Below are 12649 nucleotides of genomic sequence, written 5' to 3'. Positions count from 1 at the left end.
TTATTTACAGTAAAGTGTCGTCTGCCTTATGTTTACGTGTTTCCGAGGGTAATTCATGGTAGGCCTTCTTATATTCCTTGTAGAAGTAGTTCTTGTTCGTATAGCCGATTTCAGCGATGATATCGTCGATTGTCCGCTGCGTCGAGCTGATCAAAAGGTGAGCCTTCAGTAGTTTTTGCTTGTTGAGTAGCTCTGTAAAGGTAACGTGTGTTTCGGCCTTAATGAAGTTACTGAGGTAGTTCTTGGTGTAGCTTAGCTTCTCTGCTAAGGCAGTGAGGGTTAGTGTTGTGTAGTCCTTTTCAATAATCGCAAAAATCCGGTTTAAGAGGTCGTTGGGAATCTGATTGGTGTCACGGACCATACTAGGATCGTAGTTGCGCATTAATTCAGTCAGCAAAATGATTAAATAATGGCTGATAATCACATCCGAAAAGTCGGCTGGAAAATAATATTCTGTCAGCAGTTGTTCAATGACATTACTAATTTTAGGGAGGTTATCTTGGAAGAGTAAGAAGTTCTTCTGTGCCTCGGTATGGTTGTTGATTAAGAAATCAAATAAAATACTGCGGTTTGATTTCATCTGTTCGAGCCAGTGGAGATTGATATTTTGATTTTGAAAAAGAATGTTGATTAAGATATCATTCTCGCCTAATGGTTCAATTGAATGTTCACTACCGATATCAATTAAGAGAATATCATGTTGCTTTAAATGCACTTTTTGCCCATCAATAATTTCGGTACACTCACCGGAATAGATATAGTTAAGTTCCATGAAATCGTGAGAGTGTTTTGGATAGGCAGCATAGCGGTTGTGTTTATTGATGTAAATATCTTTATTTTTGAAGAAGTACTGACTTTCTAATTTAAATTCGGCTGGCGATTCAGGGACTGTAGCCGTAGGGAAGTCGGGGACAAAGCGGTGGCTGGTTCGTTGTAGTGTCTCAATCGGTGTTTCTTGTTTTAAAAAAGTGGCTAAAGTTTGTTCCATTTAGAGGTCTCCTAAAACAAATTATCAGTAATGTAACTGATTACATCGTAGCATAAGATTAAAAAAAACGCTAAGTAAAATGAGATTTACTTAGCGTCTTAAAGATTATTCGAGATTAATCTTGGTTGTTAATTTCTTTAAGTTTAGCATCAACATCATCAATTGTTTTCTTGTTAAGTGGGTATAAGAAGGCAAGGATTAATGCAGCGATTAATAATAATGCGGCTGGTAATAAGTTCGCTAAACCATAAATCCGGTTTTCAACGGCGATACTTTGAACGGCACCACCATTTGTTGATGATTGGTAGCCGATTAATTGAAGCATGAAACCACCGATCCCACCAGCTAAGGCTTGGCCAACTTTACGAGCGAATGAGTTCACACCGTAAACGGTACCGTCTTCACGGTAGCCAGTCACGTATTGATGGTAATCAATAACGTCAGTGATGAAAGCCCAAACCATTAAGTTGAAAAGTGAAAAACCTAAAGTTGCGATGAACATGAATACAAGGTAAACCCAAGCGTTGTGAATGTGCATGAAGTACATGATGAAATATAAAGCAGATGAGAAAACTAAGGTCACAACACTGGCTTCTTTCTTACCAAACCGTTTGATAACCCAAGTTGCAAAAGGTGCAAGCAAGATAACTGTCCCGTAAGTGAAGAGAAGGGCGATTGACATCGCTTGTTTGTTGTGGAAATAGTCATTGAAAAGATAAGTAGTGGTTGTACCTGATAAGATTTGGTTGATAACGATGAATAAATCGACAGCAACAAGGGCAAGTAACGCCTTGTTTTTAGCCATCCCTTTTAATAAATCTTTAGCGCTTACTTTTTCATGTTTTTGAATTTGAACCCGTTCAGTTGTTAGCTTGTATGTCATATTGTATGACAAGAAGGCAAGTAATGAACAAACGATTGCGATAATGAAGAAACGCATGTTTGAAACAACTTGGCGACCATCAGCAGCTTGTGCGTACATGAAGATGGGGATTAAGAACCCAGTTGAAGCACCACCGATAGCTGAACCTAAACTTCTGAAAGTTGATAATGAGGCACGGTGATCGGGGTCAGCACTAATTGCTGAAGCCATTGAACCGTAAGGGATATTGATTGCTGATAAGAAAATCCCATAAACAAGATATGAAATGAAGATGTAGACAATCTTAAGACTCATTGGTAATGAGTGCATGAATGGTAAGAACATGATGATTGTGATTAAGCAGAAAGGATATTTCATCCGACGAATCCAAGGACGGAAACGACCTTCACTGGTTAATGCTGTTGTGTCGGCAATCCGGCCAACTGTGACATCAGCAAAAGCATCGATGATTCTAGCTGTTAAGAATAAGATCCCAACAACCCCACCGGCAATCCCAAGGACGTTCGTGTAATAAATCATTAGGAAACTATTCACAAGACCGAGTATAAAGCAATTCCCTAAATCCCCAAACATGTAGCCGATTTTGTCGCGAAGACCAAATGGTTTGGCGTTAGTTTTCACAGCTTGATGTTGTGCTGTGGTTGATTGAGTACCTGGATGAGTCGCTGTAGGTGCTTTCATATTATGCATCTCCTTAAAAAAATTATGAATGATTTCTGGTAAACGCTTACAGTCTTATTGAACAATATCCTTCGTTCCGTCGCAATATGTTTTTTTATGGTTGTTTGTATCACTTATACATATTAGGCGTTTTTAAGCAGAAAATAAAGCGCTAACATTGTACAATCAAGGCATAGCCAATTTTTAATTGTGAGGAGGAGAATATTGTGTACGCTGAAAATGGGGCATTAAGGAAACTAACTGTGTTTGAAACGTTATTTTATTTTATTATTTCGATCTTATTAAATGGATTGGCGAATGCCTTAACAGTTGCCACTAATCTAGGCAGTGCAATCTGGACAGCTTCGGCAGCTAATTTAGCGAGTTACTTACACAGCGGATTGGGATTGATTTTATTCTTATATGGGATTATTGTTATTTTTGTAAATATCATCTTGTTGCGACGAGTCGATATGCACCGGATTATTGGCAACTTGATTTTCATTATGCCGTTTAGTTATCTCGTTCAGCAATTTACTAAGATGTTTGTTGAACTTGGCGTAGGACGCTTGTCTTTTGGTCCCAGAATCGCCTTGGACTTAGTCGGTGTCGTATTGATTGGCGTTGCGGTGTCAATCTATCAACGTGTTCGGATTGTGTTACATCCCAATGATGACTTATCGTATATTCTGCGATTCAGTTTCTTCCATGGGAATGCAGCCATTGGGCAATATGTTAGCTACACATTACCGTTGTTAGTTGTTTTATTCTGTTGGCTGCAAACTAAAAGTCTAGTCGCAATCAATATTGGTACTGCGATTTCATTAGTTATTCAAGGACCAATTACCGGCTGGTCGGATAAGCACGTCTTTACACACTTGAAACACCGGCCAACGATTTAGTTATCTGTATATTTGTTAATGCCATCTTAATAATCTGTATTGTGGCTTCCTTGTGAAGTTTGTATGATAATCAGTGAAAGCGGTTGCTAAAGGCCGTAAGCTAGGAGGAAAAATTATGACACAATTAATTTCAAAAAAGAATCTTGAAGGTAAAATTGATTTATTAATCGACAACTTAGTTCATTTAAGCGATCCGACTGGTGAATTTTCAATCAAAGTCGCTGACGGGTCAATCATTGATAACAAGAGTTTTAACTACTGGGAATGGACATCAGGCATTGGTTTATACGGGATGACGAAATACTATGAATTAACCCGTAAACCAGAAATCTTAGCGCAAATGATCAAATGGTTTGATGATCAATTCGAAAAAGAACCAGTTGAAAAAAATATCAATACCATGGTTCAAATGCAAACACTCGCATTCTTATACGAAGAAACTGGCGACAAAAAATACCTACCCTATCTTAAATCATGGGGCAAATGGTTATACGAAGACCTTCCAAGAACAGAACGCGGTGGCTTCCAACACGTTACTTTCGGTGATTTAAACGAAAATGAAATGTGGGATGATACCTTAATGATGAGTGTCTTAACACTTGCTAAATTAGGGAAGCTTTTCAAAAATGATGATTATATCGAAGAAGCTAAGAAACAATTCTTATTACACATTCAATTCTTAGCAGACAAGAAAACAGGCCTTTGGTATCACGGTTGGAACTTCAACGAACGCAATAACTTCTCAGGTGCCTTCTGGGGCCGTGGTAACTCATGGATTACAATTGCAATTCCTGAATTCTTAGAATTAGTTGATTTCAAAGAAAACGATGCGGTTAAATCATTCTTAGAAATGAACCTCCAATATCAAATCGATACATTGGCAAAATACCAAGCTGATAATGGTTTCTGGCACACCTTAGTGGATGATCCAGATTCATACATTGAAGGTTCAGCAACTGCTGGCTTTGCGTATGGGATTTTGAAATCAATCCATAATCACTACATCAGCGAAGACTATCGTGAAATGGGCATAAAAGCTGTGAAAGCTGTGCTTGATAATATTGATGAAACGGGCGCTTTAGCTTATGTTTCAGCTGGGACACCAATGGGCGAAACCAAAGACTTCTATAAGAATATCAAGATTTCAGTAATGCCTTATGGTCAATCAATGGCGACCCTTTGCCTCTGCGAATACTTGAGTGAATTCTATTAATCATCATTAAGAAGGTGAGTCGATGCGCGTTCAACTGACAGATTATGAAACTTATGCGGATGGTCAAACATTGAGTACGGTTTTCTTGCAACAAGCTATTGATGCTTGTGAGCCATTTGATACGCTGGTCATTCCGGCAGGGCGTTACTTAGTGGGGTCACTCTTTTTAAAAAGCCATCTAACGCTTTATTTCGAAAAGGGTGCAACCTTAATTGGTTCAACTGACTTACAGGATTATCCTGAAATTCAGACGCGTGTCGCCGGCGTTGAAATGCAATGGCCCGCTGCGATTTTGAATTTAATCAACGTGACTGATGTAACACTCAAAGGACCTGGCTTGATCGACGGTCAAGGACCCGTTTGGTGGGACCATTATTGGGGTGCTGATCAAAAAGGTGGTGCCCGTGCCGATTATGATGCGCGTCAATTGCGCTGGATTGTCGATTACGAAGTGCGCCGGCCCCGCGAAATTTTGGTTTATGAATCACAGCGGATTAGTATCAATGATTTAACGCTGCGGCAGTCTGGTTTCTGGAACCTGCAGATTACCTATTCTCAGCATGTGCATGTGGCAGGTATTACTATTCGGGATAACAACGGTCCTAGTACGGATGGAATTGATATTGATTCATCGCAATTTATTTTGGTTGAAGATTGTCAACTGGCTTGTGGGGATGATTGTATTGTCATTAAGTCTGGTCGAGATGGTGACGGATTGCGCGTCAATCGTCCGTCTGAACATATCGAAATCAAGAACTGTCAAATCAACGGTGGTTATGGGATTGTGATTGGGAGCGAAATTTCAGCAGGTGTCCAACACGTCCACATTCATGATATTGTTTATCAAAACAGTGGTTGTGGATTTCGCATGAAATCATCGGCTGCTCGGGGTGGCTTCATCCGCGATGTCCGCGTCGAACGCCTAACAATGACTAATGTTCAATTCCCATTCTCATGGTTATTAAACTGGCACCCAAGTTATAATCAAAAAGAATTCGATCGACCAGTTAGCGAGATGCCGGTCGCCTGGCAGGCAGTCGCTGCTCAAATTCCAGAAAATCAGCAAAAAAGTTTGGTTGAAGACATCGTCGTTCAAGATGTGCAGGCGACTCTGACGCCAGATTATCAATTGCCATCACGGGCCTTTGATATTGGGGCTTATCCTGATAAACCGATGACCAATATCACTTTCCGGCACGTGGCAATTGAGGCCAAGGAATTTGGAAAAATCATTGCTGTTAAACAATTACAGTTTGATGATGTCGTTGTTTCGGTTGAAAATGCCAATAATGATGCCAATGATCACTACGATAATCGTTAAAAATAAACACAAATGAGGAGGTACTGAAATCTGCAGTTGGGTTTTAGTACCTTTTTTTATTGAAAAGGAGTTATAGAAGATGTTAACACTTGGATTAAGAGCACATGATTTTATGATTAGTGATGATTTAGAGCAATTAACACAAACAATTGCCGATAACGGCGTGCGCGTCGTCCAATTTGCCAATGGGATTTCATTACCCCACTTGAGTCAAAATGGGCGCGGTATTTCAGCAGGATTAGGATTGCAAGTTAATCAAATGATGCAAGCCAAAAAGATTCAAATTGGCGTTTTGAGTAGCTATATTAATCTCATTGATCCTGATGAAACCAAACAAGCAGCCAATATTGCGCAATTCAAACAATATTTAACGTTAGCTGGGACTTATGGGGCCCATTTAGTCGCCACTGAACCGGGCAGCTTAGATCCTGAATTTAAACCCACAACACGCAACTACACACCAGAAGTGGTTCAAAAGACAATCGCCAATGTCCAAACCTTAGTGACGACTGCCGAAAAGGTGGGCCAATTAGTCGGGATTGAAGCCGGCATTAATCATCCGATTCATTCTTTAGAGACAATCGACCAATTGTTAAAGACGGTTGATTCACCCAACCTGAAGATCATTTTAGATCCCGTCAATTTATTGAATGAAGATAATAAAGGCGATCTTTATCAAATTTTGGAAGAGGGCTTGGCCCGCTTTGGCGATGCGATTTATGCGGTTCATGTGAAGGATTATCAATTTGAAACGACTAAAGATATTATGGCACCTGGGACCGGCGTCATGGATTTTGAACGTTTCTTTAAAATCATGGCACACTATCAATCTGCAGGACTTGTTATTTTAGACGAAGCCCCAAGAGAAGGCTTGGAAGCAGGGATTCAATTGTTGCAACAAACGATTGAACGCATAGCTTAAGCTAATAAGGGAACTGAAAGAATGAAATACGAGTAGGTACAGTTTTAATAATATATAAAAGGCAATATTTACTTCTCTCATTGAGGTGTAAAATATTGCCTTTTTATAATAATATTAGTCTAGTTAAGAATTAAAATAAAACTGAGTCGTAAAAATTTGGTTCAACCAAATTTTTACGACTCAGAAATCTATGTAAAGCAGTATTTAATATGCTAAATTCGCTTTATTCAATTTTTTAATTCTCTTAGATGAATCTTATATCTACATCCACCCTGTGTGAGGAACCTGCCGAAACTAAAGAAACACCTAAAAGAATAATGATAGTTTGTAATGCGGTTAAGTTAATACTCATTGTACCTACCTTATTTAATTGATCGTAAAGATAATTTGAAATCAATGATAAAGTAATTGTAGTTAGTGCTGTAAGAAGCCCGTTTGAAATAGTATGGCAGGTATGGGGTTCGAACCCAATAAACGGGCTTCTTATAACAACATAATTATACAATGTATGGTGCATTTGTCAATTAGCCTGATTTATTAACCAAGTTCTGTAGGTTTAAGTATAACTTGTTCATACTTTCTCGATGATAGTTTGAAATATATTGGACTAGTAATAAGTAACATATCGTATTTCAAGATACTAATATATAAAAATGTCCTCATATCACCTAATATTAATGAGGATTAAAAGGTATTACGGAGACATAAATTTGGAACATAAACTTTATCAAGATTTTTTTACAAAAGTGTTTTGATTGATAATCCAGAGAACGATTTTAAAGCCAGAATTGCGATAATCTGTATATATGATATTTTTACGATTTTAAGTGTTATTGAAAGCGGTTGCCGTAAGCGGTTTAATAAGACTATGAGCTAAGCAATAAGATAGAAGGTGACGATTTTGGGAAAGAAATACATTGCGATTGATATCGGTGCTTCAAGTGGCCGATTAATGCTAGGTTACTTACAAAATGAACAATTAAAAATTCAAGAACTGCATCGCTTCAAAAATGATTTTCATAAAGAAAATGAACGTGATTGTTGGGATATTGATTATTTAGTCCAACAAATTCTATTAGGTTTAGAAAAAGCCAAAGCGCAAGGTATCGATTCAGCAACGCTTGGTATTGATACTTGGGGTGTTGATTATATCTTGGTCGGCGACGACGGTCAGAAACTGGCAGATCCAGTAAGCTATCGTGATCACCGGACACAAAGCGCCTTTAACGAGTTAACAGCGCAATATTCAAAAGATTATATTTACGAAAAAACAGGGATTCAATTCTTAAACTTTAATACGTTGTATCAACTCTATTCTGAAAACCAAAAGATGTTGCAAGCGACGGATAAAATTTTGATGGTACCAGATTACCTAGGTTATGTTTTAACCGGGAATTCGGTAACCGAGGTCACAAACGCATCAACGACGCAAATGTTGAACTTGCGAGAAGGGCTTTTCGATAATCATTTATTGGAAAAACTAAAGGTTTCGGCCCATCAATTCCCACATTTAGTTGAGGCTGGCACCTATCTGGGTAAGATTACGAATAAATGGCACCGCCAATATGCCATTCCAGAATGCGACGTGATTACAGTAGCGACGCACGACACAGCTTCGGCGGTTGTTGGGACACCAGGTGTTGGCGACAAATGGGCTTTTCTAAGCTCAGGCACTTGGTCGTTGATTGGCCGTGAATTGAACGTTCCGGAAAATGGGCAAGCGGCCTTTGAACAAAACTACACCAATGAATGGGGCGCATATGGCACTTACCGTTTCTTGAAGAACATCATGGGTTTGTGGATGGTCCAACGAATCAAAGCAGAGCTTAAGAATAAATACAGTTTTGCAGAGATGGCGGCATTAGCGGCTAAGGAGAAACCATTCCAGCAATTTATGGACGTCAACGACGACTGTTTTATTAACCCTGAGAGCATGATTCAAGCTATTCAAGACTATTGTCAAAGAACGGGGCAAAAGATTCCTCATTCAGTTGGCGAACTCGTCAACGCAGTTTATTCCAACTTAGCACTTGATTATGCGACCCAATTAGGGGTTCTAGCAGAGATCACCGCTAAACCCGTTGAGCAACTCAATATCGTCGGTGGTGGCAGCAATGTCGCTTACCTCAATCAATTAACCAGTGACTTGGCACAAATGCCAGTCGTCGCTGGACCGGGTGAAGCAACTGCCATCGGGAATTTAATCGTCCAGATGATTAGTACCCACGAACTCCAAGATGTCGCAGCGGGTCGAAAAGTTATTCAAGCCTCATTTGATCTGAAGACCTTCACGCCCCAAACCACTTACAGTGATGTCTTAACCAATTACCAACAATTTCTTAAAACACTTAAAGAGGTGGCCAGCAATTGAAACGAATCGCACAAATTATGTATTTAAAACCAGATCAGGCGGCCGAATATGAAAAACGGCACGCACAGTTATGGCCAGAAATGCAACAAGCACTTAACCAATATGGTGCCCGCAATTATTCAATCTTTTTAGAACATGCAACCGGCCATTTATTCGCCTATTTAGAAGTAAAAGACGAGACGCAATATCAAAAAATCGCCGATACCGACATCTGTCGAAAATGGTGGCACTATATGGCACCACTCATGAAAACCAACACCGACGAAAGTCCGGTAGCAGTTGACCTACAAGAAGTATTTCATTTAGAGGAGGAGCATCATGAATAAAGTCGCATCAGCATATGAAATCGCAAAAGAACGCTACGCAGCAATTGGCGTTGATACCGAAGCCGTTTTAAAGGCACTGGGACAAGTTAAATTATCAATCCATAGTTGGCAAGGGGATGACGTTCATGGGTTCCTATTCCCCAACCAAGAACTAACCGGTGGGATCGGTGTTAGTGGTAATTACCCTGGGGTTGCGACCACACCTGATCAATTGAGCAGTGATTTATCAAAAGCACTCTCATTGATTCCCGGCCAACATAAAGTCCAATTACACGCCATTTACGCGGTAACTGATCAAAAGAAAGATTTAGACGAATTAGAACCAGAAGATTTCAAATATTGGGTGGATTGGGCTAAAAAAGAAGGCGTAGGCCTTGATATGAACGGCACATTCTTCTCACATCCCATGTTAAAAGATGGCTTTACATTAGCTAGTCCTGACAAAGATGTTCGCGATTTCTGGATTGAACATGGTAAACGGAGCCGTAAAATTGCTAACTATTTTGGTAAAGAATTAGGCCAACAATCCGTTAATAATTTCTGGATTCCAGATGGTTACAAAGATAATCCAATTGATAAATTAACACCACGTTTACGTTTGATTGATTCATTGGATGAAATTATTAAAGACCCATTACCAGAACAAAATACGATTGAAACTTTCGAAGGTAAATTATTCGGAACAGGTGTCGAATCTTACACAGTTGGCTCACATGAATTCTATGCCAACTACGCCTTAACGCGTCAAAAACTCTGGACAATCGATGCTGGTCATTTCCACCCAACTGAAGATGTTTCTGATAAGTTCTCAGCCTTCTTGCCATTTGGTAAAGGCTTGATGCTTCACGTTTCACGCCCAGTACGTTGGGATAGTGATCACGTTGTTATTATGGATGATGCTTTGATTCGTATGATGCGCTCATTGGTCCGCGATGATTTATTAAGCAAAACAAATATCGGTTTAGATTTCTTCGATGCAACAATCAATCGAATTGCTGGTTGGGTAATCGGCGCGCGTGCAACACAAAAGGCCGTTCTAATGGGCATGTTAGCCCCAATCGACACGCTTAAAGCAATGGAAATTGATGGCGATTTAACGAAACGCCTTGCAATTACCGAAGAATTGAAATCATATCCATTTGGCGCTGTTTGGGATGAATTCTGTGCACGTCAAAACGTACCAGTTGGCACAGATTGGCTTGCTGATGTTGATCAATATGAAAAAGATGTTTTATTAAAACGCTAAGCGAAAGAGGAATGAGAGAAATGACAAAATTTATTAATTCACCACTTGTAAAAGAAGTTGCTAAAATTACCTTTAGATTATACGATCACGGTTGGGATGAACGAAATGGTGGTAACGTCAGCTACCGAATCCTCCCTGAAGAATTAACAGACTATGATGACATCCAAACGGTTAAAAGAACAATTCCAATTAACTTTGATGGCCGCGATTTGGCCGGTATGTACTTCCTAGTCTCAGCAACTGGTCGTTATTTCAAAAACATCATCGATTTCCCAGAACGTGATTTAGGCTTAGTACGTATTACAGAAGACGGTAAAGCAGTAGACTTGTTATGGGGCTATTCAGACGGTGCAGCACCTACTAGTGAATTCCCAACGCATTTGATGGGTCATCAAGCTCGTTTGGCAGAACACAGCGACCAACGAGTAGTCATGCATTGTCACCCAACAAACTTAATTGCCATGACATTTACGCAAAAATTAGACGAAAAAATCTTCAGCCGGATTTTATGGAAGATGCAAACTGAATCATTAGTGGTCTTCCCAGAAGGCATCGGCATCATTCCTTGGATGGTACCGGGTACGAACCAAATTGGTGAAGCAACAGCTGCTAAATTGAAAGATTTCCGGGCTGTTATCTGGCCACAGCACGGTTTATTCGGCACTGGTGCAACGATTGACGAAGCTTTTGGCTTAATCGAAACAATTGAAAAAGCAGCTCAAATCTGGACTGTCATTCAACAACAAGGTGGCAAGATTGAACAAACCATTACTGATCAAGATCTCTTAGACCTTGCTAAAGTCTTCAATGTTCAACCAAATCGCGCATTTATTTAATCCGACTGAAAACGCTTGTATTTTTCGAACAAATGCGTTATATTTACAATATAATTTATTTATAGAGAATTAGGTTTCTCTATAAGAAATATTTTGAGGAGGATTATCATGACTTTTTCAATGCAAACAAACTACTCACACAGCCCGGAAGATATTCGCCACTATTCAACAGAAAAACTACGGGAACAATTCTTAGTTGAAAAATTATTCAACGCAGGCGACATTCTCTTAACTTATACTTACAACGATCGGATGATCTTTGGTGGGGTAACACCTGCTGCTGAACCACTTGAAATCAAATTAGACAAAGACTTAGGTGTTGATTATTTCTTACAACGTCGTGAATTAGGCATTATCAACATTGGTGGTGCTGGTTCAATCACAATCGATGGTCAAAAAGAATCAATGGTTCAACACGATGGTTACTACGTCGGTATGGGGATCAAACATGTGGTCTTTGAATCAGACGACATTAACAACCCTGCTAAATTCTACGTGGTTTCAACACCAGCCCACAAAAACTATCCTAACAAGAAATTACCATTTGCCAATGCTTTAGCTAAACCAATTGGCGATCAAGCACATATGAACAAACGGACAATTTACAAGTATATTGATGCAACGCAAATGGATACTTGTCAATTACAAATGGGCTACACAGTCTTAGAACCAGGTTCATCATGGAATACAATGCCAGCGCACACCCATGCACGTCGGATGGAAACATACATGTACTTCGAATTCTCAGAACCTGATACAAAAGTTTTCCATTACATGGGTGCCCCTGAAGAATCAAAACATATCGTGATGGGCAATGAGCAAGCTGTTGTTAACCCAAGTTGGTCAATTCACTGTGGTGTTGGGACAACCAACTATTCATTCATCTGGGCAATGTGTGGCGAAAACCAAACATATGATGATATGGATGCCGTTTCAATGGACGACTTAAAATAAAAATTAACCATATATAAAGGAGTTTAC

At 39.5% G+C, this 12649-nt stretch carries 11 protein-coding genes; 9 read left to right on the top strand and 2 right to left on the bottom strand.

The genetic code is table 11. The features are described 5' to 3' along the window. Nucleotides 1-4: 4 nt before the first annotated feature. Both ACPBEH_RS03160 and ACPBEH_RS03155 read right to left on the bottom strand, forming a co-directional pair. A complete protein-coding gene (locus ACPBEH_RS03160) occupies nt 5-988 on the bottom strand; it encodes an AraC family transcriptional regulator (protein ID WP_424349696.1) in 984 nt (327 codons plus the stop codon). A 115-nt stretch (nt 989-1103) separates the two neighbouring features. Beyond that, complete coding sequence (locus ACPBEH_RS03155) at nt 1104-2552, bottom strand: MFS transporter (RefSeq protein WP_424349695.1); 1449 nt, start codon at nt 2550-2552, stop codon at nt 1104-1106. 206 nt (nt 2553-2758) lie between these two features. Between ACPBEH_RS03155 and ACPBEH_RS03150 the strand changes: the two genes are divergently transcribed. The 9 genes from ACPBEH_RS03150 (at nt 2759) to kduI (ending at nt 12622) form a co-directional block, all read left to right on the top strand. Further along, nucleotides 2759-3433, top strand: a complete 675-nt coding sequence (locus ACPBEH_RS03150) for a hypothetical protein (protein WP_424349694.1) — start codon at nt 2759-2761, stop codon at nt 3431-3433. A gap of 115 nt (nt 3434-3548) precedes the next feature. Next, the gene (locus ACPBEH_RS03145) at nt 3549-4646 is read left to right on the top strand and encodes a glycoside hydrolase family 88/105 protein (protein WP_016264933.1); all 1098 of its coding nucleotides are present in this window, start codon (nt 3549-3551) and stop codon (nt 4644-4646) included. 22 nt (nt 4647-4668) lie between these two features. Next, complete coding sequence (locus tag ACPBEH_RS03140) at nt 4669-5967, top strand: glycoside hydrolase family 28 protein (protein WP_424349693.1); 1299 nt, start codon at nt 4669-4671, stop codon at nt 5965-5967. Between the two features lie 79 nt (nt 5968-6046). Beyond that, the gene (locus ACPBEH_RS03135; RefSeq protein WP_424349692.1) at nt 6047-6889 is read left to right on the top strand and encodes a sugar phosphate isomerase/epimerase family protein; all 843 of its coding nucleotides are present in this window, start codon (nt 6047-6049) and stop codon (nt 6887-6889) included. A gap of 901 nt (nt 6890-7790) precedes the next feature. Further along, nucleotides 7791-9260, top strand: coding sequence for a rhamnulokinase (gene rhaB / locus ACPBEH_RS03130; RefSeq protein ID WP_424349691.1), 1470 nt, complete (start codon nt 7791-7793; stop codon nt 9258-9260). Beyond that, on the top strand, nt 9257-9586 hold the full coding sequence (gene rhaM, locus ACPBEH_RS03125; protein WP_424349690.1) for an L-rhamnose mutarotase: 330 nt from the start codon (nt 9257-9259) through the stop codon (nt 9584-9586). Before rhaB ends, rhaM begins: the two co-directional genes overlap by 4 nt. After that, on the top strand, nt 9579-10832 hold the full coding sequence (locus ACPBEH_RS03120; RefSeq protein WP_424349689.1) for an L-rhamnose isomerase: 1254 nt from the start codon (nt 9579-9581) through the stop codon (nt 10830-10832). Before rhaM ends, ACPBEH_RS03120 begins: the two co-directional genes overlap by 8 nt. 20 nt (nt 10833-10852) lie before the next feature. Continuing rightward, entirely contained in the window at nt 10853-11668 is an 816-nt protein-coding gene (gene rhaD / locus ACPBEH_RS03115) for a rhamnulose-1-phosphate aldolase (protein ID WP_104963824.1), read from the top strand. Nucleotides 11669-11776: 108 nt separating this feature from the next. Continuing rightward, entirely contained in the window at nt 11777-12622 is an 846-nt protein-coding gene (gene kduI / locus ACPBEH_RS03110) for a 5-dehydro-4-deoxy-D-glucuronate isomerase (protein WP_104963825.1), read from the top strand. The last annotated feature ends 27 nt before the right edge of the window (nt 12623-12649 follow it).

Source organism: Latilactobacillus parasakei (genome assembly GCF_049674265.1).
Taxonomy (GTDB): Bacteria; Bacillota; Bacilli; order Lactobacillales; family Lactobacillaceae; genus Latilactobacillus; species Latilactobacillus sakei.
Note: the sequence above shows the minus strand (reverse complement) of the source record. Positions and strands in the feature narration are given on the sequence as shown.